Annotated in this window: 19 protein-coding genes and 1 tRNA gene; 13 read left to right on the forward strand and 7 right to left on the reverse strand. The window is 73.2% G+C overall.

Translation table 11 applies throughout. The features are described from left to right. The first annotated feature begins 467 nt into the window (after window positions 1-467). A complete protein-coding gene (locus AC5K6T_RS28905; protein ID WP_493213700.1) occupies window positions 468-2,108 on the forward strand; it encodes an MFS transporter in 1,641 nt (546 codons plus the stop codon). 80 nt (window positions 2,109-2,188) lie between these two features. Here AC5K6T_RS28905 and AC5K6T_RS28910 read toward each other — a convergent pair whose 3' ends face one another. From AC5K6T_RS28910 to AC5K6T_RS28920, 3 genes are all read right to left on the reverse strand, one after another. After that, complete coding sequence (locus AC5K6T_RS28910; RefSeq protein WP_493213702.1) at window positions 2,189-3,079, reverse strand: cellulose-binding protein; 891 nt, start codon at window positions 3,077-3,079, stop codon at window positions 2,189-2,191. A gap of 525 nt (window positions 3,080-3,604) precedes the next feature. Then, on the reverse strand, window positions 3,605-6,385 hold the full coding sequence (locus AC5K6T_RS28915; protein WP_493213704.1) for an SUKH-4 family immunity protein: 2,781 nt from the start codon (window positions 6,383-6,385) through the stop codon (window positions 3,605-3,607). An 8-nt stretch (window positions 6,386-6,393) separates the two neighbouring features. Further along, window positions 6,394-7,416 carry an SMI1/KNR4 family protein gene (locus AC5K6T_RS28920; protein ID WP_493213706.1) on the reverse strand — a complete coding sequence of 341 codons (1,023 nt, stop codon included), beginning with the start codon at window positions 7,414-7,416 and terminating at the stop codon, window positions 6,394-6,396. A gap of 341 nt (window positions 7,417-7,757) precedes the next feature. Here AC5K6T_RS28920 and AC5K6T_RS28925 point away from each other — a divergent pair, with 341 nt between their 5' ends. Both AC5K6T_RS28925 and AC5K6T_RS28930 read left to right on the forward strand, forming a co-directional pair. Further along, window positions 7,758-8,273 carry a YwqJ-related putative deaminase gene (locus tag AC5K6T_RS28925; RefSeq protein WP_493213708.1) on the forward strand — a complete coding sequence of 172 codons (516 nt, stop codon included), beginning with the start codon at window positions 7,758-7,760 and terminating at the stop codon, window positions 8,271-8,273. A 98-nt stretch (window positions 8,274-8,371) separates the two neighbouring features. Continuing rightward, on the forward strand, window positions 8,372-8,866 hold the full coding sequence (locus AC5K6T_RS28930) for an SUKH-3 domain-containing protein (RefSeq protein ID WP_493213710.1): 495 nt from the start codon (window positions 8,372-8,374) through the stop codon (window positions 8,864-8,866). 113 nt (window positions 8,867-8,979) lie between these two features. Here AC5K6T_RS28930 and AC5K6T_RS28935 read toward each other — a convergent pair whose 3' ends face one another. Next, the gene (locus AC5K6T_RS28935; RefSeq protein WP_493213711.1) at window positions 8,980-10,290 is read right to left on the reverse strand and encodes a sensor histidine kinase; all 1,311 of its coding nucleotides are present in this window, start codon (window positions 10,288-10,290) and stop codon (window positions 8,980-8,982) included. A gap of 175 nt (window positions 10,291-10,465) precedes the next feature. Between AC5K6T_RS28935 and AC5K6T_RS28940 the strand changes: the two genes are divergently transcribed. The 7 genes from AC5K6T_RS28940 to AC5K6T_RS28970 all read left to right on the forward strand — a co-directional run bounded on the left by AC5K6T_RS28940 (window position 10,466) and on the right by AC5K6T_RS28970 (window position 16,378). Continuing rightward, window positions 10,466-11,332, forward strand: coding sequence for a hypothetical protein (locus AC5K6T_RS28940; RefSeq protein WP_493213713.1), 867 nt, complete (start codon window positions 10,466-10,468; stop codon window positions 11,330-11,332). A 25-nt stretch (window positions 11,333-11,357) separates the two neighbouring features. After that, window positions 11,358-11,428, forward strand: a tRNA-Gln gene (locus tag AC5K6T_RS28945). Window positions 11,429-11,552: 124 nt separating this feature from the next. Further along, window positions 11,553-12,998, forward strand: a complete 1,446-nt coding sequence (glmU, locus tag AC5K6T_RS28950) for a bifunctional UDP-N-acetylglucosamine diphosphorylase/glucosamine-1-phosphate N-acetyltransferase GlmU (protein ID WP_493213714.1) — start codon at window positions 11,553-11,555, stop codon at window positions 12,996-12,998. Between the two features lie 134 nt (window positions 12,999-13,132). Beyond that, window positions 13,133-14,113 (forward strand): ribose-phosphate diphosphokinase, encoded by a 981-nt coding sequence (locus AC5K6T_RS28955; RefSeq protein ID WP_493213716.1) that lies wholly within the window; start codon window positions 13,133-13,135, stop codon window positions 14,111-14,113. A 223-nt stretch (window positions 14,114-14,336) separates the two neighbouring features. Then, window positions 14,337-14,936 carry a 50S ribosomal protein L25/general stress protein Ctc gene (locus AC5K6T_RS28960; RefSeq protein WP_493213717.1) on the forward strand — a complete coding sequence of 200 codons (600 nt, stop codon included), beginning with the start codon at window positions 14,337-14,339 and terminating at the stop codon, window positions 14,934-14,936. Between the two features lie 175 nt (window positions 14,937-15,111). After that, window positions 15,112-15,708, forward strand: coding sequence for an aminoacyl-tRNA hydrolase (gene pth, locus AC5K6T_RS28965; protein ID WP_493213719.1), 597 nt, complete (start codon window positions 15,112-15,114; stop codon window positions 15,706-15,708). 172 nt (window positions 15,709-15,880) lie between these two features. Continuing rightward, window positions 15,881-16,378, forward strand: coding sequence for a hypothetical protein (locus tag AC5K6T_RS28970; protein WP_493213721.1), 498 nt, complete (start codon window positions 15,881-15,883; stop codon window positions 16,376-16,378). A gap of 199 nt (window positions 16,379-16,577) precedes the next feature. Here the strand turns inward: AC5K6T_RS28970 and ppc are convergent, their stop codons facing one another. Beyond that, on the reverse strand, window positions 16,578-19,319 hold the full coding sequence (gene ppc, locus AC5K6T_RS28975) for a phosphoenolpyruvate carboxylase (protein ID WP_493213723.1): 2,742 nt from the start codon (window positions 19,317-19,319) through the stop codon (window positions 16,578-16,580). Between the two features lie 273 nt (window positions 19,320-19,592). On the opposite strand from ppc, the gene AC5K6T_RS28980 reads away from it, so the two are divergent. Together AC5K6T_RS28980 and AC5K6T_RS28985 are read left to right on the forward strand one after the other, a co-directional pair. After that, window positions 19,593-20,600, forward strand: coding sequence for an acyl-CoA desaturase (locus AC5K6T_RS28980; protein WP_493213725.1), 1,008 nt, complete (start codon window positions 19,593-19,595; stop codon window positions 20,598-20,600). Continuing rightward, on the forward strand, window positions 20,597-21,274 hold the full coding sequence (locus tag AC5K6T_RS28985; RefSeq protein ID WP_493213726.1) for a TetR family transcriptional regulator: 678 nt from the start codon (window positions 20,597-20,599) through the stop codon (window positions 21,272-21,274). Before AC5K6T_RS28980 ends, AC5K6T_RS28985 begins: the two co-directional genes overlap by 4 nt. 310 nt (window positions 21,275-21,584) lie before the next feature. Here AC5K6T_RS28985 and AC5K6T_RS28990 read toward each other — a convergent pair whose 3' ends face one another. After that, a complete protein-coding gene (locus AC5K6T_RS28990; protein ID WP_493213728.1) occupies window positions 21,585-22,409 on the reverse strand; it encodes a trans-aconitate 2-methyltransferase in 825 nt (274 codons plus the stop codon). A gap of 88 nt (window positions 22,410-22,497) precedes the next feature. On the opposite strand from AC5K6T_RS28990, the gene tamR reads away from it, so the two are divergent. Further along, window positions 22,498-22,995 (forward strand): MarR family transcriptional regulator TamR, encoded by a 498-nt coding sequence (gene tamR, locus AC5K6T_RS28995; protein ID WP_493213730.1) that lies wholly within the window; start codon window positions 22,498-22,500, stop codon window positions 22,993-22,995. Here tamR and AC5K6T_RS29000 read toward each other — a convergent pair. Next, entirely contained in the window at window positions 22,954-23,799 is an 846-nt protein-coding gene (locus tag AC5K6T_RS29000) for a LuxR C-terminal-related transcriptional regulator (protein WP_493213731.1), read from the reverse strand. The two genes, tamR and AC5K6T_RS29000, sit on opposite strands and share 42 nt — an antisense overlap. Window positions 23,800-23,870 lie beyond the last annotated feature (71 nt).

The following is a 23,870-nucleotide window of genomic DNA, read 5'->3' on the forward strand; positions in this document are numbered from 1 at the left end:
ACCAGCGGTGCAGCAGGGCGCACGCAGGTCGACAAGCCAGTCGGAACGTCGGGTCGGGTTCGGTGAAGCCAGGCCGGATCCGAGCGAGGCAGGCCGGATTCGGCAGAGGCAGGCCGGATCCGGCAGAGGCAGGCCGGATTCGGGCGAGGCGGGTCGGATTCGGGCGAGGCGGGTCGGATTCGGCAGAGGCAGGTCGGATTCGGCAGAGGCAGGTCGTACTCGGTGATGCCAGATTAAGGACGCGCCCCGGTGCGGCTCGTCCTCCGCCGGGACGAACCGTCCCCGCACCGAAGTACGGAGCCGCCCCTAGGGAGAGTCCCCCGCCGGGTGGAGCCCGCCTCGGGGTCGCGGTACCTCTCCGGTCCTCCTCAGCCTGCACCCTGCCGTCACGTCAGGCACAAGTGGGAAGCTGTCCGCCAGCAGATGGGTGCAAGGGGCAACGACCGCCGAACCGGGAGGACCGCCACGTGGGCCGCACCAGACCCGCCACCACCGACACCGCACCGCAGGACGGCACACCGCACCGGCGCGGCACGGTGGCCGTCGCGCTCATGCTGGCGATGGCGCTGGCCGCCCTCGACTCCACCATCGTCTCCACGGCCGTACCGCAGATCGTCGGCGACCTCGGCGGCTTCTCCGTCTTCTCCTGGCTCTTCTCCGGCTACCTGCTGGCCGTCACGGTCACCCTCCCCGTCTACGGCAAACTCTCCGACACCTTCGGCCGCAAACCCGTCCTCGTCGCCGGAGCCGGACTGTTCCTGCTCGGCTCCCTGCTCTGCGCGCTCGCCTGGAACATGGCCGCCCTCATCGCCTTCCGCGTCGTCCAGGGCCTCGGCGGCGGCGCGCTGCAGGGCACCGTCCAGACCCTCGCCGCCGACCTGTACCCGCTGAAGGAACGCCCGAAGATCCAGGCCAGATTCTCCACCGTGTGGGCGGTGTCGGCGGTGACCGGGCCCGCCGTCGGCGGCCTCCTCGCCGGATACGCCGACTGGCGCTGGATCTTCCTCGTCAACCTGCCCGTCGGCGGCCTCGCCCTGTGGCTGCTCGTCCGGCATCTGCACGAACCCCGGCGGACCGCCCCGGCCGCCGCCCGCGTGGACTGGGCGGGCGCCCTCACCGTCTTCGCCTGCGGCGGCGTCCTGCTGACCGCCCTGGTGCAGGGCGGAGTGGGCTGGCCGTGGTGGTCGACGCCCTCCCTCACCCTGTTCGCGACCGGCCTGGCGCTGGCGGGCGCGGTCGTCGCCGTCGAACGCCGCGCCGCCCAGCCGGTCATCCCCGGCTGGGTGTGGCGGCGGCGCACCATCGCCGCCGTCAACCTCGCCCTCGGCGCACTCGGCCTGCTGATGGTCGCCCCCGCCGTGTTCCTGCCGACCTACGCCCAGTCCGTCCTCGGCCTCGGCCCGGTCGCCGCCGGGTTCGTGCTGTCGGTGTGGACCCTGAGCTGGCCCGTCGCCGCCGCCCACAGCCAGCACCTGTACCGGCGCATCGGCTTCCGCGACAGCGCCCTCGTCGGCAGCGGCGCCGCCGCCCTGGTGCTGCTCGCGTTCCCGTTCCTGCCCTACCCCGGCCAGGCCTGGCAGCCCGCCCTGCTGATGCTGCTGCTCGGCGGCGCCCTCGGCTTCTTCCAACTGCCGCTCATCATCGGCGTGCAGTCCACCGTCGGCTGGGCCGAGCGCGGCACCGCCACCGCCTCCGTGCTGTTCTGCCGCCAGAGCGGGCAGACCGTCGGCGCCGCCCTGTTCGGAGCCGTCGCCAACAGCGTCCTCGCCGCCCGCCTCGGCGGCACCGGCGACCTCGACTCCGTCACCCGCGCCCTTCACACCGGCACCGCCCCCGAAGCCACCCGCCGCGCCGTCGCCGACGCCGTCCACGCCGTCTACCTGGGCGCCTCCGCGGCGGCCGCGGCCGCCTTCCTGGTGCTGCTGCTCCTCGCCCCGCGCCGCTTCCCCGTCCTGCCCGCGGACGGCGAGACCGCACCGCCGGCCGACGCCGAACCCGCCCGGCCCACCGACGAACCCGCCCCGCCCGCGGCCGGGGGAGCCGCCCCGCCGGAGGGCGCGGAAACCGTCCCGCCCGTGGACGGCAAGGCCGCCGACAGCCCCGGCTGACACGCTCCGCACCGCGCCCGGGCCCGGCACGCCCCTCCAGGAGCCGTCCGGACCCGCCGGACCCGCCGGGCCCGCACCGGCTACTCCGCGGGCAGCCGGCCCCCCGTCAGGGACGCCAGACTGCTGCGGACACGGTCCATGTGCGCGCTCACGTCGTCCCAGCGCTCACCGTGCTCCCGCAGCACCCGCTCGGTCTCACGGGCGACCCGGTCCGCCCGCGTACGGGCCTCCGCCACGAGATCCTCCGCACGCGCGCGTGCCTCCTCCTGACGGCACCGGGCCGACTCCTCCGCCTCGGCGAACGCCCGCCCCGCCTCCGCCAGGGCGGCCTCGGCACGAGCCGCCAGCCGGGCCTGCCGCGCGTCCAGCGCGGCCGCACGCTCACGCGCCTCCCGCTCGGCCGCCTCCCACCGCTCGGCCTGCTCCTGCTCCCGGCCGGCGAGCACGCCCGCGCTCCGCCGGCGCGCCTCCCGCAGCACGGCGAGCGCCTCGGCACGCCCCCGCTTCACCTCCCGCCGGGTCGCCACCCGCAACGCGTCCGCCTCGTCGCGCGCCGCCCGCAGCCGCTGCCGGGCGCACTCCTCGGCGCCGGCGCGCAGCGCGTCCGCGGCCTCCCGCGCCTCCCGCCGCACCCGCGCGGCCTCCGCCTCGGCCCGCGCGACCCGCTCACCGGCCTCCCGCCCGCCGCGCTCGCGCACGGCCGCGGCCTCCAGCTCCACGAGCCGGAACACCTCCCGGGCACGCTCCCCGAGCCCCTCGTACGTCTGCGGTGCCAGCCCGGCGACCTGCTCGCGCAGCCGCTCGCGCACGGCCTCCATCTCCTTGGCGAGCACGGTGAGCCGGGCCGCCCGCTCCCAGGCCGCGTCACGGTCCCGGCAGAGCACCGCCATGAACCTCTCCACCTGCGCGGGGCGGTAGCCGCGCCCCCGGACGGGCACGAAACCCTGCGGCGACACCGGTGCGCTGCTCATCCTGGAACCCCTCTCCGCCGTCCCGCGCGAACAGCACCCGGCCCCGGCCCCGGACGGGCCCTCCGGACGGCCCCCTCCGGACACGCCCCGGACAGGACGCCCCCGGACCGGGCCACCGAGCGGGACGCCGGAGCGCGGCGCCCGCCCGGACAGACCGCAGACAGACCGCAGACAGACCGCAGACAGCCCCGCGGACGGACCGCGGACGGACCGCGGACAGACCGCAGACAGCCCCGCGGACGGACCGCGGACCCCGACCGCGGACAGACCGCGGACACGGCGCAGGCGCACACTCGGCCGGCTGCTCGCGCGTTTTCGATTTCGGGCACATCTTGATGGATCGGATGGAAGTGCGCATAACGCGACACTCCGCGCACAGGTTACGGATGCACACGCAAAGGGGCCGGACCCGGTCGTCCACCGACCGGATCCGGCCCCTCGTCCGCGCCCCTCGTCCGCGCCCTTCGCCGCCCCGGCCCGCAGCCCCGCATCCCCACGGGCCACGGGCCGCTCAGCGGCCGCGCGTCACAGCAGCCCGTCCCACATCTGCTCCAGCAGCACCGACCACCAGCTCTCCGGCGACGCCAGCGCCGCCGGGTCCAACGACGCCAACTGCGCCTGGAAGTCGACGGTCCAACGGCCCGCCTGCTCCTGGTTCAACCCGAACCGCAGCCGCCACATCCGGCCCAGCAGCGCCAGACAGCGCACGAACTCCGGCAGCCCGGCGTTCACGAACTGCGGCGGCACCGACGCCCCGCCGGGCCCCGCCTCCACCGGCACCGCCACGATGTTCGCCGTGCCGTACTGCACACAGACGGCCTTGCCGAAGTCGGTGCCCATCACCAGGTACGACCCCGCGTCCGCGGCCGGCCGCACCCCCCGCTCCACCGCCAGCTCCGCCAGCGTCGGCACCGGACGGCCCGGCTGGGCCTGCGCCCAGAAGAACGGGCCCATGTCCAGCGGCAGCCCCGCCACCACCAGGGTGTGCGCCACCACCGGCGGCACACCCTGCCGGTCCACCGCCACCTGCTCGAACCGGAACACCCCCGGCCCGAACGCCGCCGCCAGCTCCTGTCCCACGGCCTCCGGCGGCACCGGCGGCACCGGCGGCACCGCGGGCAACGGCGCCCGCACCGGCGCCGGCCGCGCCGGACCGTCCGCCACCTGGTGCAACTCACCCTGATGCGCCAGCAGCTGGCGCATCCCCTGCTGCCGGCTGGCGTGATCCGTGCCGTACGGCGCGATGCTGGTGATCCGTGCCTGCGGCCACTGCTCCCGGATCATCCGCGCGCAGTACGCCCCCGGCAGCTCGCACGACTCCAGCTCCGTGTGCAGCTCCAGCACCTGGTCCGGCGGCACGTTCATCGCCCGCAGCTCATGGAAGATCTGCCACTCCGGGTGCGGCGTACCGGGCGCCGAACGACGGATCAGCTGCTGCTCCGAACCGTCCTGCGCCCGGTAGCGCAGCACGGCCTGATAGCCCGGCCCGACCGTCGGCAGACCGGCCGGCTGCTGCGGGTAGCCGTACGCCGGCGCGGGACCGCCGGGCGGCACCGGCGGCCCGGACGGCGCCTGCGGCGGAGGCCACGCGGGGGACGGCGGCTGCGGCGCACCCGGCGGCGTACCAGGGACACCCGGCACACCCGGTACGCCCGGTACGCCGGGGGCCGGCGGCGGCGGAGGCACACCCGGGCCGCCCGGGCCGGGCCCGGCCAGCACGGTCTCCGCACGGTGCACGGCACCCTCGGCACCCCCGTGACTCCCCGCCGGGCCCGGCGCACCCGGCGCACCCGGGGGCTGGGGCGCGCCCGCGCCCGGAACGGCCGGCCCGGGCCCCGCCAGCACGGTCGCCGCATGATGGACGCCGCCCGCGGGGGTACCCCCCGACGGCTCGGGCGCGCCGGGCCCGCCCGCGGGCTGCGGCCCGTCCGGGCCCGGCGCGGACACCAGCTGCGTGGGCACGTACCCCCCGGCCCCGGCGCCCGGCGCACCCGGGGGCAAAGGCGGCGGGGTCCCCCCGGCCCCCGCACCCGGCACACCGGGCGGCGCCGGCGGGCTCACCCCCGGCCCGCCCCGGCGCGGCGCCGCCGCCCTGCTCGTCGCGGCGTCCGCGATGTCCCCGGCGTGCGGCGCCGGGGCACGCCCCGGCACCCCCGGCCCGGCAGGCGGCGGAGGCGGTGGCGGCACAGCACCCTCGGCACCCACGGCACCCACGGCACCCGGACCACCGGCGCCGGGCGCCTGCGGGTAGCCGTACGGCGCGACGCCCGGCGGCGGCACCGCGGCAGGCGGACCGGCGGCAGGCGGACCGGCGGCAGGCGGCGCCGACGGAGAAGCCGGCGCCGACGGAGAGGCCGGGTCCCGGAGCGCCGGCCCGAGCGCGGTCGGCCCGAGCCCGCTGCCGCCCGCCATCAGCGCCGTCTCGGCGTCCGGCGCCACCGGCGGCGGCACATCGCCGTCGACACCGCTCAGCGGCGGCGCGAACACCGTCTCGGGCAGCGGGACGGAACGGTCCTCCCCCGCATCGGCGTTCGTGTCGGTACCCGCCCACGGCGTCGCCCCCGGCACCACCGGAGCGGCACCGGCACCACCGGCCGGCCCGGAAGCCGGGGCCGCCGACGGCGACGGCGACGGCCACGACCCGGAAGCGGGAGACACCGACGCCTCGGGCGCGGTCGCGGGCCGCGGCACGGCGTCCTCGGCACCCGGACCGCCCGCACCGGGCGCCTGCGGGTAGCCGTACGGCGCGGCGCCCGGCGACGGCACCGCGCCACCCGGACCGGCGGCGGCACCCCCCTGCGTCTCCGGCAGCGCCACCCCCGCCTGCGTCTCCGGCAGCGGCGACACCCCGGCACCGGACACCCCGGCACCGGACGCGTCCGGACCGGCAGCCGGTCCGGCCGGGGCCGGCCCCGGCTCCCGCCGCTCCCCGGCACCCCTCCGGTCCGCCGCCTCCTGCAGCCACTCCGGCGGAGTCAGCAGGAACGACGTCTGGTTCAGGTCCACCCGCGCCGCCGGCGCGGCCGCATCCGCCGGAGCCTGCGCACTCCCCCCGTACTGCTCCTCGTAACGGCGGATCACCTCACCCACCGGCAGCCCCGGCCACAGCGTCGCCTCACCACCGTCACGGGCGATCACCAGCCGCTGGGCACCACCGTCCGAACGCGGACCGTCCACCCGGTCCTCCGCCCACACCACGAAACCGAGGCCGAACTCCCGCACCCGCACCTCACGATGCTGATACGACGGCACCTCCCCGTTGACCCACTCCTCCGCACGCTCCTGCGCCTGCGCAAACGTCACCATCGCGAAACTCACTCCCCCGCAGCGCCGGACACCGCGACCACCCGCACGAAGCCGCCGTCCACCATCAGACCCGCCACCGTCTCCAACTCCGGCGGGGAACCCGCCAACCGGGACAGAAACACGTCGAAGTCCTCACCGCACGGCAGCAGCAGCCGCTCCACCCGCTCGGCCGGCGACCACGACGCATCCACATCACGGGCATCGTCATACGCACAGAACCACACCGAACCGGCCCCCGCGCCCTTCACCCTCAGCGCCAGCAGACCGCCCTGCACGAACCCCACACCCAGATAGTCCTTGGTCAGATGGTCCCGCAGGCACTTGTTCACGTACACCAGGTCATTGACCGCCGCCTCGTCCCGCACCGTGAAGAACGGCTGGTCCAGCAGCAGCCCCAGCTCCGCGTCCAGCGCCGTCCCCACCGGCGCACAACCACCCGCCGCCTTCAGGAACGACCGGTACGCGCCCGGCAGCCGGTACCCCAGGTCCTCCTCGACCTGCTGCACCTGCTGCTCCGTCACCGCCACACCCGACCTCGGCAGCCCGAAGTGCGCCGGCCGCGTCTCCTGCAACGGCCGCGTCCCCCGCTTGCCCTGGTCCACCGCGGCCGTCGCCACCCCGCCGTGATGCCGCAGCAACGCCTTCACCTCGACCGGCACCAACTCCAGCCGCCGCGAACCCGCCACGTGGTGCCACGTCCAGCCGTGCGGCGTCGCCACCGCAGGCACCGCCTCCCACAGGACATGCCCCGACGCCGCCAGCGCGGCGTTCGCCGACACGTAGTCCGTCAGCCGCAACTCGTCCACGCCGAAACCCTCCGGCGGATCGGCGATCTCCACCGCCGCCCGGGCATAAGGCGAGAAGTCCGGATAACCACGCCCGTCCACCCGCACACCAGCCGGATGGCGAGCCGCCCGCACCGGGTCCGGGAAGTGCACGACCTGCCCGGCATACGCGGCATTCGGCGGCGCGGCCTGTCCCCCAGCCTGGCGGCCGGGAGGATCCCCCAGCCCAAGCCGACCTGTCGTCATGGCGGTTGCCCCCTGCGGCACTCTGTACGGTCCGTGGCCGCCGGCCCCACGCCGACCCCGTCCACCACGGCCGTATCCGACTCTCTGCGACACACCGGCCACGGTCACCGGCACACCGGCCGCTCCTGCCGCGGCACCGACAGCCTAAGCGGTACCCCCGCACCGGTCACCGGCCCTCCGACTCCACCACCCCACCCGCCCCACAGAACCGTGACCAGCCGTCACCCCGCCGTGACAGCCCGCCCGGAACCGGGCGTGTCGCACCGCCCCAGCTACCGCACCAGCCCCACCGTTTGGCAGTCTGGACCCTTCGGGGGGACCCCCGAGAGGGGAAAAAGAACATGAACGCGACGCAGACAGAACCACCCACGGCCACCGGCGGCGACCCCCGCATCGGCTGGAGCAGCACCACACCCCCGCCCGCCCCGGCCCTCACCCAGCGCCGCGACGGCATCCTCCCCACCGTGGCCGCCGCCCTCTCCGTCCGCGGCGCCACCCTCACCAGCACCGCCGCCCGCAGCGACACACCCCCCGCCCTCCACCCCCTCGTCCAGGACTTCCTCGACGCCCTCACCAGCGACCACCGCGACCGCTTCACCGGCCGCTGCGCCGAGACCATCCTCATCTCACGCCACATCACCAGCGCCGACACCGCCCGCAGCAAACGCGCCGCCCGCAAACCCATGACCAACGGCGAAGCCCGCAAAGCCCTCAAACACGCCAGACTCACCACCCGCCGCATCCGCGAGGACGGCGACCCCCTGCACGGCACCTTCGCCACCCCCTGCCGCGCCTGCGCCGCCCTCAGCGCCCACTTCGGCGTCCGCATCGTCGACCCGGGCACCACCCCCGCCTGACCCACCCGCCGGACCCACCCGCCGGGCCCACCGGCCCCACCGGACCGGCCTCGACCGGCCCCGCCGACTCCCAGAACCACACACCGGACAACGGACACATGCAGCCCGACCGCACCTCCACCACCCGCTTCCCCGTCCCCGTCGACGCCACCCTGCGCACCGCCGGCTGGCACCCCGGCCGCTGGGACATCAAACAGGCCGAGACCTGGGCCGACACCCTGCGCGAACACACCTCACCCGCCGGACACCGCCACGCCGTCTTCCCCGCCGCCGTCGAAGCCTGGGCCGAATTCGGCGGCCTGCACCTCACCCCCACCGCGCCCGGCCGCCAGATAGCCCCCGCCACCCTCCACCTCGACCCCCTGCACGGACTCCACCTCGCCCGCACCCTCGGCGACCTCGGCCGCGCCCTCGGCACCGAGGTCAGCCCCCTCGGCACCGAACCCGACACCGGCACCCTCCTCGCCCTCGACACCGAAGGCCGCGCCTACGCCCTCGACCACACCGGCGACTGGTACCTCGGCCCCGACCTCGACCACGCCCTCACCACCCTGGTGACCGGCCTGCAGCCCACCCGCCTCACCACGCACTGACCCGCCGCGACCACACCGACCGGCACCCCCGACCGGCACCCCCGGCCGGCACCCCCGGCCGGCACCCCCGGCCAGCACCCCCGGCCAGCGCCCAAGGCCAGCACCCAAGGCCACTACGACGCCGGAATCACCGCCGACACCCGGAACCCGCCCGCATCCGTCGGCCCCGACACGAACACCCCGCCCAGCGCGGAGACCCGCTCCCGCATCCCCACCAGCCCGTTCCCCCCGGACGGCAACCCCGCCCCGGACACCGGACCCGCCTCCGGCGGGGGCTCGTTCTCCACCTGCATCGCGATCTCCGACACCCGGTGCGCCAGCCGCACATACGTCTTCGCGCCCGCCGCGTGCTTGTGCACGTTCGTCAGCGCCTCCTGCACCACCCGGTACGCCGTCTGCTCCACCTCACGCGCATACCCGCGCACCTCGCCCTCCACCGACAGCGCGACCACCATCCCCGCGGCCGCCGACTGCCCCACGAGCTCCTCCAGCTCCTCCAGGCACGGCCCCTCCGCCACCACCAGCCGCTCGTCCCCGCCCCGCGACACCACCACCGCGGCCGCCATCTCCCCGGCCACCGCCGGCGACACCGCCGGCGCCCGCACCGCCTCACCACTGCGCAGCACCCCGAGCATCTCCCGCAGCTCCGTGAGCGCCTGCCGGCCCATGTCCCCCACCAGCGCCGCGTTCCGCACGGCCTTCTCCGGGTCCTTCCGCGCGACCGCCTGCAGCGCCGCGGCATGCACCACCATCAGACTGACCCGGTGCGCGACCACGTCGTGCATCTCCCGCGCGATCCGGGTCCGCTCCTCACCCCGGGCCCACTCCGCCCGCTCCTCGGCCCGCTCCGCCAGCAGCTGCAACTCCCGCTCCAGGCTGTCCGCCCGCTCCCGCAGGCTCTCCATCAGCCGGCGCCGGGCCCCCACGTACAGGCCCAGCAGCAACGGCGGCGCCGTCATCCCCACCGACATCGTCACCGCGATGAACGGCACGGCCCACTCGCCCACCTGCACTTCCGAGTCCGACAGCTGCCGCGCCTGCACGAACGTCACCACGAACACGCCCAGCAGCGACATCCCCGCGAGCGAGCCGATGATCCGCCGCGGCAGCTCGGACGCGGCCAGCGTGTACAGGCCGACGACCCCCATCAGATACCCCATCTGGGCGGGCGCCACGGCGATCGAGACCAGCACCACGGCGATCGGCCAGCGGCGCCGCACCAGCAGCACCGACCCGGCGAGCACACCGAACACCACACCCACCGCCACCGGAACCCCGGCGTCCCGCGCGAACGGCACCCCGCGCGCCCCGCACTCCAGCGCGGACACCAGCGCCAGCCCCCCGTCCAGCAGGGCACCGCGCCGTCTGACCCACCACCACGGCCCCGGCCGGGCCGCGGCGTCCTCTTCCCCCGTCGTGGTCATACCTCCAGCCTACGGGCGCCGGCCCGCCCTTTTCCGGCGAGTTCCGACGAGTTCCGACGGTCGGACCGCACCACATCCGCGTCCGGAGAGCAGGAAAACCGCCCGACATCGCTCGAACTGGTGAATCGCACACGTTCGATCCCGGAATCCCTCATTCCTCTCGGAGGGTATTTCCATGACACATTCCACCGGCATCACCGGCCAGTACGCGGACTTCGAAGGCCTCCGCGACCAGGCCCTGACCCTGCGCCGAGCGGGGCTCAGCCGACGGGCCATCCGCGACCGCCTGCACATCGGCAACAACGACCTCCTCAACCGCCTCCTGGCCGGAGAACCGCCACCGGACTGGACGAAACGACCGAACGCCAAGGACGACCTGCGCGCCCGCGCCCGCGAGCTGCGCCTGCAGGGCTGGACGTACGACCGGATCCAGCTGGAACTGGGCTGCTCCAAGAGCTCGGTCTCGCTGTGGGTGCGAGACCTGCCGAAGCCGGAGCGTCGCAACCCTTCCGAGCAGGCCAAACTGGCTGCCCAGAAGCGCTGGGAACACGAACTGGCGATGCGGGAGGAACAGCGCGGCAAGACCAAAGCAGCAGCCCGGGCAAAGATCGGCGCGCTGTCCGACCGTGAGTTGTTCCTGGTCGGTGTCGGGCTCTACTGGGCCGAGGGCTCCAAGGACAAGCCGTACGACCGCCGCGAGAGGGTCTGCTTCGTCAACAGCGATCCCGGCATGGTCACCGTCTTCCTCGCCTGGCTCGACTTGCTCGGCATCGAGCGGGAGCGCCTGAGGTTCACCGTCATGATCCACGAGAGGGCCGACATCACGGGCGCGGAGGAGTACTGGGCGAAGCTGGTCGGCGCCGACCGGTCAGCGTTCACCAAGACGACGCTGAAGAAGCACAATCCCACGACGCCCCGGAAGAACACGGGTGATTCCTATCGCGGCTGTCTGGCCATCAACGTGGTGAAGAGCGCTGATCTGTACCGTCGCATCGAGGGGTCCTGGTGCGGCATAGTAGGGGCTGCACAACGGCCGATCTAGGAAATCGGACAAAGTGCGCGAACCATCCCGGGTCGTCTAATGGCAGGACAAACGATTTTGGTTCGTTGAATGAGGGTTCGATTCCTTCCCCGGGAGCACCCCGCACGCAAGGCCACGCGGGCCCTGACCTCCAGGTCAGGGCCCGCTCGCATGTCGGCCCCTCTCCACCCCGGTATCCTGCGGATGTCCACCCCTCCCCCAAACAGCCGAAGGGCATCCCGTGAGCGCCAACCGCCCGGCAGCCGTCGTCGTCCTCGCAGCGGGTGAGGGCACCCGTATGAAGTCGGCCACACCCAAGGTTCTCCACGACATCTGCGGCCGCAGCCTCGTGGGCCATGTCCTGGCCGCCGCCGGCGAGCTGGAGCCGGAGCATCTCGTCGTGGTCGTCGGGCACGCCCGCGAGAAGGTGACCGCGCACCTCGCCGAGGCCGCCCCGGCGGTGCGTACGGCCGTGCAGGCCGAGCAGAACGGCACGGGGCACGCGGTGCGCATGGGCCTCGACGAGCTGGGCGGCCCCCTGGAGGGGACCGTGGTCGTCGTCTGCGGCGACACCCCGCTGCTCACCGGCGAGACGCTGCGGCAGCTGGCCGGGACGCACTCCGCGGACGGCAACGCCGTCACGGTGCTGACCGCCGAGGTGCCGGACGCGACCGGCTACGGCCGGATCGTGCGGGACGCCTCGGGCGCGGTCACCGCGATCGTGGAGCACAAGGACGCCGACGAGGCGGTCCGGGAGATCCGGGAGATCAACTCCGGGGTGTTCGCGTTCGACGGCCGGCTGCTGGCGGAGGCGCTGAAGCAGGTGCGGACCGACAACAGCCAGGGCGAGGAGTACCTCACGGACGTGTTGGGCATCCTGCGGGCGGCCGGGCACCGGGTGGGCGCGTCGGTGGCCGGGGACCACCGCGAGATCGCCGGGATCAACAACCGGGTGCAGCTGGCCGAGGCCCGCCGCATCCTGAACGACCGGCTGCTGCGGGACGCCATGCTGGCCGGGGTGACGGTGGTCGACCCGGCCTCGGCCTGGGTGGACGTGACGGTCACGTTCGAGCAGGACGCGGTGGTGCACCCCGGTACGCAGCTTCTGGGTGCCACGCACGTCGCCGAGGGTGCGGAGGTGGGCCCCCACAGCCGTCTCACGGACACGCAGGTGGGTCCGGGGGCGCGGGTGGACAACACGGTGTCGGTGGGCGCGGTGATCGGGGCGGGGGCGAGCGTGGGGCCGTACGCGTATCTGCGTCCGGGAACGCGGCTCGGTCCGAAGGCCAAGATCGGGACGTTCGTCGAGACGAAGAACTCGTCGGTGGGCGAGGGGACGAAGATCCCGCACCTGTCGTACGTCGGGGACGCGACGATCGGCGAGTACTCGAACATCGGTGCCGCGAGTGTCTTCGTGAACTACGACGGTCAGGACAAGCACCACACGACGGTCGGGTCGCACTGCAAGACCGGTTCGGACAACATGTTTGTGGCTCCGGTCACGGTCGGGGACGGTGCGTACACCGCCGCCGGGTCCGTGATCACGAAGGATGTGCCGCCCGGTTCGCTGGCCGTGGCCCGTGGTCAGCAGCGGAATATCGAGGGCTGGGTGGCCCGTAAGCGTCCGGGGAGCGCTGCCGCGAAGGCGGCGGAGGCGGCTTCCCGGGAGCCGGGCGGCGAAGGCTGACCGGAAACAGGCGCGTCGGACACGGCGTACCGTGATAGATGCACATCTGCACCCCACCAGCTGAGACGGCCTCTCACGCCCAGTGGCGAGGTCTGCTGGACACCCAGCTGCGACACCTCTGAGGAGACAGTGCTGTGACCGGGATCAAGACGACCGGCGAGAAGAAGTTGATGTTCTTCTCCGGCCGCGCCCACCCCGAGCTTGCCGAGGAGGTCGCCCAACAGCTGGGTGTCGGGGTCGTCCCGACGAAGGCCTTCGACTTCGCCAACGGTGAGATCTACGTCCGCTACCAGGAGTCGGCGCGTGGTGCGGACTGCTTCCTGATCCAGAGCCACACGGCTCCGATCAACAAGTGGATCATGGAGCAGTTGATCATGATCGACGCGTTGAAGCGTGCGTCGGCCCGTTCCATCACGGTCATCGTGCCGTTCTACGGTTACGCGCGGCAGGACAAGAAGCACCGGGGTCGTGAACCGATTTCGGCGCGCCTGATCGCGGACCTGATGAAGGCGGCCGGGGCGGACCGGATTCTGACCGTGGATCTGCACACGGACCAGATCCAGGGCTTCTTCGACGGTCCGGTGGACCATCTGTTCGCGCTGCCGCTGCTGGCGGACTACGTGGGCCGGAAGGTGGAGCGGGAGAAGCTGACGGTGGTGTCTCCGGACGCCGGCCGGGTGCGGGTGGCGGACCGCTGGTGCGACCGGCTGGGTGCGCCGCTGGCGATCGTGCACAAGCGGCGCGACAAGGACGTGGCGAACCAGGTGACGGTGCACGAGGTGGTCGGTGAGGTGCGCGGCCGGGTGTGTGTGCTGGTGGACGACATGATCGACACCGGTGGCACGATCTGTGCGGCGGCGGACGCGCTGTTCGCGCACGGTGCGGAGGACGTCATCGTGACGGCGACGCACGGTGTGCTGTCGGGTCCGGCGGCGGACCGGCTGAAGAACTCGCGGGTGAGCGAGTTCGTGTTCACGAACACGCTGCCGACGCCGGGTGAGCTGAGCCGTGATCTGGACAAGCTGACGGTGCTGTCGATCGCGCCGACGATCGCGAGTGCGGTGCGTGAGGTGTTCGAGGACGGTTCGGTGACGAGCCTGTTCGACGAGCAGTAAGGGTTCTGCAGGGGTCTGGGCGGCCCCGGGGCGGCCTTCGGGCCGCTCGTTGATGATCCTTTTGGGTGTGGCCTTCCCGCCGAGTAGACTGCTGGAGTTGCTCGGCGAGGGAGGCCGCACCTGTTCGCGCAGGTGGGCTGTCCGTTATCGACGCGCTCTTCGTAGCAGGCCGTTCGTGGCCGGGTGACCACGTCCGTTTCCCAGTTGTCTACGAGGAGTGAACATGTCCGAGGTGAAGCTCGCCGCCGAGACGCGCACCGAGTTCGGTAAGGGTGCCGCGCGCCGTATCCGCCGCGAGAACAAGGTTCCGGTCGTCCTGTACGGGCACGGCACCGACCCGGTCCACCTGACCCTGCCGGGTCACGACCTGCTGCTGGCGCTGCGTACGCCGAACGTCCTGATCTCGCTGGACGTGGACGGCAAGACCCAGGCGCTGGCGATCCCGAAGTCCGTGCAGCGCGACCCGCTGAAGGGCTTCCTGGAGCACGTGGACCTGCTGCTGGTCAAGCGCGGCGAGAAGGTCTCGGTCGAGATCCCGGTCGTCGCCGAGGGTGAGCTGGCGCCGGGCGGCAACCTGCTGGAGCACGTGCTGAACGCGCTGCCGGTCGAGGCCGAGGCGACGCACATCCCCGAGTCGGTGTCGGTGTCGGTGGAGGGTCTGGAGGCCGGTGCCTCGATCCACGCCAAGGACATCGCGCTGCCCAAGGGCGTGACGCTGGCGGTCGAGGACGACGCGGTCGTGCTGCAGGTGCTGGCCGCGCAGGCCGAGGAGGCCGCCGAGGAGGAGGCCGCCGAGGGCGAAGAGGCCCCCGCTCAGGCCTGAGCCGGTACGGTCGTCGGGGCCTGAGGGCAGGTCCGCGGCGTCATGGGCCGTCCTCGTCCGCCGTCCGGTGCGGAGTCCGTGTGGCTCCGGCGGGTGGCGGGCGGGGCGGCCGCCCCAGCGGTGGCCGCTGCTCCCTTCGGGGGCAGCGGCTCTTGTGTGCGAGGAGACTAGCGACATGACGACCGATGCCAGCGCTCCCTGGCTGATCGCCGGGCTCGGCAATCCCGGTCCCGAGTACGCGATGAACCGGCACAACGTGGGGTTCATGGTGGTGGATCTGCTGGCCGGGCGGATCGGGGGGAAGTTCAAGCGGGCGGGCCGGGCCCAGGCCCAGGTGGTGGAGGGGCGGATCGGGCCGCCGGGTCCGTCGAACCGCAGGGTGGTGCTGGCCAAGCCGGCGTCGTACATGAACCTGTCGGGCGGTCCGGTGAACGCGCTGCGGGACTTCTACAAGGTCCCGGTGGGCAACGTGGTCGCCGTGCACGACGAGCTGGACATCGACTTCGGCACGCTGCGGCTGAAGCTGGGGGGCGGGGACAACGGGCACAACGGTCTGAAGTCGATGACGAAGGCGTTCGGGGCGGACTACCACCGGGTGCGGTTCGGGATCGGCCGGCCGCCGGGGCGGATGCCGGTGGCGGACTTCGTGCTGAAGGACTTCTCCTCGGCGGAGCGCAAGGAGCTGGACTACTTCGTGGACCGGGCGGCGGACGCGGTGGAGTGCCTGGTGATCGAGGGGCTGGAGCGGGCGCAGGGGACGTACAACTCCTGAGCCGGGCTCCTGCCGGGCGGGGGCGCCGGGCGGGGGCGCCGGGTGGGGGCGCTGGGTGGGGGCGGCGGTTTCCGGGCCGGGCGCGGTGCCCGGGTCGGGCGGTGCACGCAGGTGCGGACAACTCCCCCACCGCGGTTGACGTTCTGTGCGGGCATGGCCAAGGATCGCGGCCATGCGTTCTGGCGCCCACTCCGCCCCGCGCGCGGGCTCCGCGACCGCGGTGCTCCGGTTCGGCCGGTTGGCTGCCATGACGGTGGTCACCGCCCTGATCCTGGTCGCGGGGGTGTGGGCGTCGTGGGGCACGGCCCAGTACGTGATGCTGACCAAGGGCCGTGAGCGTGGCACGCTGCAGGTGACGGGGTGCGGGGAGCGGAGCTGCTCGGGGCCGTACACGCCGCTGTCGCCGGGGTCCCGGGCGCGGGTGCGTGTGGTGGTGGAGAGCACGCCGGCGGTGGCCCCGGGCCGGGTCTACGACGTGGTGGTGAAGCCGGGCGGGCGGAGCGCGGTGCGCTCGGGTCCGGCGGGGGTGCTGTACGCGTGGGTGCCGCTGGGGGGTGCGCTGCTGCTGGCGGCGGTGGTCGTGGCGGGCGGGCTGGGCCGTACGCGGGTGGCGTGGGTTCTGGCGGGCTCGGGCGCGGCGCTGCTGGCGGCGGTGTTTCTCACGCTCTGAGCCTGGCCTGGGGGCGCCTTGGTGGTTCTGGGGGCGCGCGGTTGCGCTGTGGGCGCGTAGCGGGCGGGGCGGCACGGAACGGGAGCGTACCGCGCGCCGAGGAGCCGGTGTGCGGGGTGTGCGCGGGGTGGTGTGAAGGGGCGGGGTCCGTGCCGGTGGGTGGCACGGGCTCCGCCCCTTCGGTGTTCCCGGAGGGGGGTCAGCCGGTGTTGCGCAGGCCGGCGGCGACGCCGTTGACGGTGAGCAGCAGGGCTCGGGAGAGCAGGGGGTCCTGCTCCTGTCCGGCTGCGGCGGCGTCGCGCTGGCGCTTGAGGAGGGCGACCTGGAGGTAGGAGATGGGGTCGAGGTAGGCGTCGCGGATGGCGAAGGTCTGCTTGAGGACGGGCTGGTCGTCGAGGAGCTCGGCCTTGCCGGTGATCTTGAGGATCTCGCTGACGGTGAGTGCGTGTTCGGCGCGGATGGTGTCGAAGACGTGGCGGAGTTCGTCGGGCACCAGGGTGTCGACGTAGTGGCCGGCGATGCGCAGGTCGGTCTTGGCGAGGGTCATCTCGACGTTGGAGACGAAGTTGCGGAAGAAGTGCCACTGCTCGCGCATCTCGTCCAGGACGGTGTCGAGGCCGGCTTCGCGCAGTGCCTTGAGGCCGGAGCCGACGCCGAACCAGCCGGGCACGATCTGCCGGGACTGGGTCCAGCCGAACACCCACGGGATGGCGCGCAGTCCGTCGAGGCCGGCTCCGGAGTCGGGGCGGCGGGAGGGGCGGGAGCCGAGGTGGAGGTCGGCGAGCTGGTCGACGGGGGTGGAGGCGAAGAAGTAGGACGGCAGGTCGGGGTCCTCGACGAGGCGGCGGTAGGCGGCGTGGGCGGCGTCGGAGACGACGTCCATGGCGGCGTCCCAGCGGGCGAGGGCCTCGTCGGACTGGCGGGGTGCGGTGTGCAGGGCGGATGCCTGGAGGGTGGCGGCGACGGTCAGTTCCAGGTTCTCCCTGGCGAGGGAGGGGATGAGGTACTTGTCGGAGATGACCTCGCCCTGTTCGGTGACCTTGATCTCGCCTTCGAGGGTGCCCCAGGGCTGGGCGAGGATCGCGTCGTGGGAGGGGCCGCCGCCGCGGCCGACGGTGCCGCCGCGGCCGTGGAAGAGGCGCAGGCGTACGCCGTAGCGGTGGGCGACGTCGCGCAGTCGGCGCTGGGCGCGGTGGATCTCCCACTGGGAGGTGGTGATGCCGCCGAACTTGGAGGAGTCGGAGTAGCCGAGCATGACCTCCTGGACGTCGCCGCGGAGGGCGACCAGGCGCCGGTAGGAGGGGTCGGCGAGCATGTCCTCCAGGATGGTGTCGGCGGCCTTGAGTTCGTCGGTGGTCTCCAGCAGGGGCACGATGCCGATCCTGGCCCAGCCGGCGTGCAGGTCGATGAGGCCTGCCTCGCGGGCGAGGACGGTGGCGGCGAAGACGTCGTCGGCGCCCTGGCACATGGAGATGATGTAGGACTCGATGACTTCGGGGCCGAAGACCTCCAGGGCCTTGCGGACGGTCTGGAAGACGCCGAGGGTCTTCTCGCCGGCCGCGTCGACGGGTGCCGGGGTGGGGGCGAGGGGCCGGCGGGAGCGGAGTTCCTTGGCGAGCAGCCGGGCGCGGTAGTCGCGGGGCATGTCGGCGTAGCGCCAGGATTCCTCGCCGAGGCGGTCGAAGAGCTGGCCGAGGGCGTGGTGGTGGGCGTCGGCGTGTTCGCGGACGTCCATGGTGGCGAGCTGGAGGCCGAAGGCGGCGAGGGTGCGGATGGTGCGGTTCATGCGGCCGTCGGCGAAGAGGCCGCCGCGGTGGGCGCGCAGCGAGGTCTGGATGAGGGTGAGGTCCCTGAGGAGTTCGCTGGTGCCGAGGTAGTCGCGGCCGGGGGCGTGGGGGGTGCCCTGGGCGAGGCGCTGCTTGGTGTTCTCGAGCTTCTGCCGGATGCAGGTGGCCTTGAGGCGGTAGGGCTCTTCGGCGTTGAGGCGCTTGTAGCGGGGGCTGATCTCGGGGAGGTTGTCGAGGTCGGTCTGGAGGGAGGTGAGGAGTTCCTCGGTGGCGCCGCTGTAGCGGATGGAGTTGGAGAGGAAGCCGCGGAGTTCGTCGATGGTCTCCAGGGCGTCGTTGATGCCGTGTTCGTGCTGGAGGATGAGGATGTCCCAGGTGACCTGGGGGGTGACGTTGGGGTTGCCGTCGCGGTCGCCGCCGATCCAGGTGCCGAAGGTGAGGGGGCGGCTGGTGTCGGGGAGGGTGACGCCGGCGCGCTCGAGTTCGGCGGTGAGGTCTTCGAGGACGTCGCCGACGGCGTTGGCGTGGAGCTCGTCGAGGTAGTAGATGGCGTTGCGGGCCTCGTCGGCGGGTTCGGGGCGGACGACGCGGAGTTCGTCGGTCTGCCAGACGAGGTCGATGCTCTCGGCGAGGCGGGTGTCGTGGCGGCGGCGGTCGGAGGCGATGACGGGGGTCTCCAGGAGCGCGGCGATGCGCCGGAGCTTGTTGAGGACCGACCGGCGTGCGGCTTCGGTGGGGTGTGCGGTGAACACCGGACGAACGTTGAGGTGTGCGACGGTCTGGCGCAGGTGTTCGGGGTCGGCGTCCTTGAGGCGGTCGGCGGTGCGGGCGAGCAGTCCGCCTTCGGTGGCGCGTCGGGCGCGTAGTTCGCGGCCGCGGTGGACCTGTTCGGTGACGTTCGCGAGGTGGAAGTAGGTGGAGAAGGCGCGTACGAGCTTGGCGGCGGTCTCCAGTTCGGTGCCGCGCAGCAGTGCGGCGGCGGCTTCGCCGTCCTCGCGGGTGAGGTGGCGGACCTTCTCGACGAGTTCCAGCAGCTCGGGGCCTTCCTGGCGGACGAGGGTCTCGCCGAGGAGGTCGCCGAGGCGGCGGATGTCGGCGCGCAGCTCGCTGCTGTTGGTGGTGGTGGCCGTGGTCAGGTCGTCGGCACTGCTCACAGGTGCGGCTCCTTGCAGTGGTGAAGCTCGTCCGGCAGGGGCCCGGGTGCCGCTTAGGGGCGGTGCATCCGGGAAGTATTCAGAGCGGACCGCGCTGTCCGACCGGTCCCAAGGATAGGTGTCGGGGCGGACGCGCAGGTTCGGGGGCTCTTGCCGCCGGGCCGGGCGCTGCCATACTTACGACGCCGTAGGTTACGGAACCGTAGGGATGCCTGCCCGGTTCCGGCCGTCCGGTATCCGCTGTCATCACCCTCGACCCCACAGGGGACGCCCATGGCCACGAGTTCCGATGTGATCGAAGACGCCCTGGAGGCTTCCGGCGCCGCCTTGCCGTCCGGGACGCTCGGCGGGGAGCGCAAGGGTTCGACCGAGCAGGTCGCGCTGTTGCTGTTCATCGTCGTGCCGTTCCTGGCGCTGGTGGCGGCGGTGCCGCTGGCCTGGGGGTGGGGGGTGAGCTGGCTTGATCTGGGGTTGCTGGTCTTCTTCTACTACCTCGGTTGTCACGGGATCACGATCGGTTTCCACCGGCATTTCACGCATGGGTCGTTCAAGGCGAAGCGGCCGTTGAAGATCGCGTTGGCGGTCGCGGGGTCGATGGCGGTGGAGGGGCCGCTGGTGCGGTGGGTGGCCGACCATCGCAAGCACCACAAGTTCTCGGATGCGGAGGGTGACCCGCACTCGCCGTGGCGGTACGGGGAGACGGTTCCGGCGCTGGTGAAGGGCTTGTGGTGGGCCCACATCGGATGGATGTTCGACGAGGAGCGGACGCCGCAGGACAAGTACGCGCCGGATCTGATCAAGGATCCGGCGCTGCGGGCGATCTCGCGGCAGTTCATCGTGTGGACGGTCATGTCGCTGGCGCTGCCGCCGCTGATCGGCGGTCTGGTGACGATGTCGTGGTGGGGGGCGTTCACTGCGTTCTTCTGGGGGTCACTGGTTCGGGTGGCGTTGCTGCACCATGTGACGTGGTCGATCAATTCGATCTGCCATGCGGTGGGCAAGCGGCCGTTCCGGTCGCGGGACCGTTCGGGGAACGTGTGGTGGCTGGCGGTGCTGTCGTGCGGTGAGTCGTGGCACAACCTGCACCACGCGGATCCGACGTCGGCCCGGCACGGTGTGATGCGGGGGCAGCTGGACTCCTCGGCGCGGCTGATCCGCTGGTTCGAGCTGGCGGGGTGGGCGTACGACGTGCGCTGGCCGTCCCGCTCGCGGATCGACGCGCGGCGCGAGGACGGCGAGGGGGACTCCCGCCGCCGGGGGGAGTCCGCCGAGGCGGCATGATTGACGCTGTGGCGACCGACTCCAGCAGTATCTCCGGCAATGACAAGCCCCGGCGTACCCGCCGTACCCGGATGACCGGTGCGGAGCGCCGGCAGCAGTTGCTGGAGATCGGGCGGACGCTGTTCGCGGCGAAGGGCTTCGAGGGCACGTCGGTGGAGGAGATCGCGGCGAAGGCCGGGGTCTCCAAGCCGGTGGTGTACGAGCACTTCGGCGGCAAGGAGGGCCTGTACGCGGTGGTGGTGGACCGCGAGATGCGGCGGCTGCTGGACATGGTGACCGGGTCGCTGACCGCGGGGCATCCGCGTGAGCTGCTGGAACAGGCGGCGTTCGCGTTGCTGGACTACATCGAGGAGTGCACGGACGGGTTCCGCATCCTGGTCCGTGACTCGCCGATCCCGCAGTCGACGGGGTCGTTCGCGTCGCTGATCTCGGACATCGCCACCCAGGTGGAGGACATTCTGGGGCGCGAGTTCAAGAGCCGGGGGTTCGATCCGAAGCTGGCGCCGCTGTATGCGCAGGCGCTGGTGGGGATGGTCGCGCTGACGGGGCAGTGGTGGCTGGAGGTGCGGCGTCCGAGGAAGGCGGAGGTGGCGGCGCATCTGGTGAATCTGGCGTGGCACGGGCTGGACGGGCTGGAGCAGAAGCCGCGGTTGATAGGGCACCGCAAGAGCTGAGCGCTCCGCTTGAGGGGCCTCAGCGCTCCGCTTGAGGGGCCTTGTGGTGTCGTGGCTGACTGCTGCGCCGTTGTGGCTGGTCGCGCAGTTCCCCGCGCCCCTCGGGTGGGGAGCTGACGGGCGCGCTCGGCCTGTGTGGGCCCCTCCCCCCCTTGAATCGGCTCATGCGCCGTTGTGGCTGGTCGCGCAGTTCCCCGCGCCCCCCGGGTGGGGAGCTGACGGGCGCGCTCGGCCTGTGTGGGCCCCTCCCCCCCCTTGAATCGGCTCATGCGCCGTTGTGGCTGGTCGCGCAGTTCCCCGCGCCGCCGGGTCAGGGGTGCTTCCGGGCTGCTGTGAAGATGCGGCGGAAGGGGTAGGGGGTGCCGTGCGGGCCGGACGGGTAGGCGGTGCGCAGGGCGGCGCGGTAGGCGTGGAGGAAGGCGTCGCGGGTGGCGGGGTCGTCGGCGAGGGCGGTGAGGACCGGGCGCAGGGCGGTGCCCTCGACCCAGTCCAGGACGGGGTCCTCGCCCTGGAGGAGGTGCAGGTAGGTGGTCTCCCAGGCGTCGACGGTGCAGCCGAGTGCGGTGAGCTCCGCGAGGTAGGCGGCGGGGGTGAGGACGGCGTCGTGGTGGCGGAGGGTGCCGGCGAGGCGGTCGCGCCACGGTGGTTTCCCGGCGGTCTCGCGCAGCAGGCGGTGGCTGGGGGCGTCGAAGTTTCCCGGCACCTGGAAGGCGAGGGTCCCTCCGTCGCGGAGGGCGGCGACCCATCGCGGGAGGAGTGCGGCGTGGCCGGGCACCCACTGGAGGGTGGCGTTGCTGATGACGAGGTCGTACGGCTCCTCGGGGGTCCAGGTGCGGACGTCGGCGTGGGCGAAGTCGAGGCGGCCGCCGCCGGGGGTGGGGCCGGCGTGTGCGGCGCGGGCGCGGGCGAGCATCTCGGGTGAGTTGTCGTACCCGGTGATGTGGGCGTCGGGCCAGCGGGCGGCGAGCAGGGCGGTGACGTTGCCGGGGCCGCAGCCGAGGTCGGCGATGCGGGGCCGTCCGGTGGCCGGGGCTGCGGGGAGGCTCTGTACGCGGGCCAGCAGGTCGGTGAAGGGGCGGGCGCGGTGGTCGGCGTGGCGGAGGTACTGGGCGGGGTCCCAGGAGGGTGCGGTCATGTCTCCACTGTCCTCCCGGAGAAATCTCGATGTCAAGAAACTCGATCCCAAGAGACTTCACGTCGACACAACCACTACACTGATCGTCATGGAGGACGAGGTCGATCGGCTGGTTGCAGCGTGGCGCCGGGAGCGCCCGGACCTCGACGTGGAGCCGCTGGAGGTGCTCAGCCGGGTGAGCCGGCTGGCCCGGCACCTGGACCGGGCGCGCCGGCTGGCGTTCAGCGAGCACAGTCTGGAGCCGTGGGAGTTCGACGTGCTGACGGCGCTCAGGCGTGCGGGGGCGCCGTACCAGCTGTCGCCGGGCCAGCTGCTGACGCAGACCCTCGTCACCTCCGGCACGATGACCAACCGCATCGACCGGCTCGCCAAGAAGGGCCTGGTCGAGCGGCTGCCCGACCCGAGCGACCGACGTGGTGTGCTGGTCCGCCTCACCGGGGAGGGCCGTGACCGGGCCGATCAGGCGCTGGCCGGTCTGCTGGAGCAGGAGCGGGCGATCCTCGGGGAGCTGTCCCGTGCGCAGCGCGGTGAACTGGCGTCCCTGCTACGCCAGCTGACCGCCCCGTTCGACAACATTCCCGGCTAGGTCGGCGGGGCCGACGCCGGCCCGCCGGGCGAGGGCGACGGCGGCGAGGGTGGAGTGGACGCCCAGTTTGCCCAGCACGTTCTGCATGTGGGTGCGGACGGTGTGCGGGCTGAGGAAGAGCCGTTCGGCGACCGCTTTGCGGCCGAGGCCCGCCACCATGCAGCGCAGCACCTCGCGCTCGCGGGGTGTGAGGGACTCCACGAGGCGTTCGCTCTCGGTGCGGTGCCGGCGGGCGGCGGTCAGCTCGCGCAGCACGCCGGTGAGCAGGGCGGGCGGCAGGTGGGTCTCCTCGCGCAGCACTCCGCGGATCACGGTGAGCAGCCGCGACAGGGAGCAGTCCTTGGCGACCCAGCCGGACGCCCCGGCCTGCAGGGCGTGCGCCGCCCGCCGCGGTTCGTCCTTCTCGGCGAGGACGACGGTGCGGACGCCGGGCTGGGCGGTGCGTACCGCGGCGACCAGGGCGATCCCGTCGACGGCGCCGTCGGTGCCGGGCACGGGTGTCACCGGCATCACGGGCGCCACGGGCTGGACGGGGACCGTGGACCGGACGCCGGGCGCGCCGCCCGGGGTGCCGGAGGGTCCGGGGCCGCCCGGAGCGCCGGGGACGCCGCCGCCGAGGTCTGCGTCGACGAGCAGCACGTCGTACCGGCGGCCGTCGGCGGCCGCGCGTTCCAGGCAGCGCAGCGCCGCCGGGCCGCTGCCGGCGGCGGAGACGTCGACGTCGGGCTCGGCGGCCAGTGCGGCGGCGAGCGATTCGGCGAAGATGCGGTGGTCGTCGACGACCAGGACTCGGATGCGTACCACAAAACCCCCTTCCCCGAGCTCGCTCGCGAGCAGGGGATGCCAAGGTCGGGAGAACCGGACAGGCGCGGGTA

The sequence above is a fragment of the Streptomyces sp. B8-7 genome (assembly GCF_058833805.1).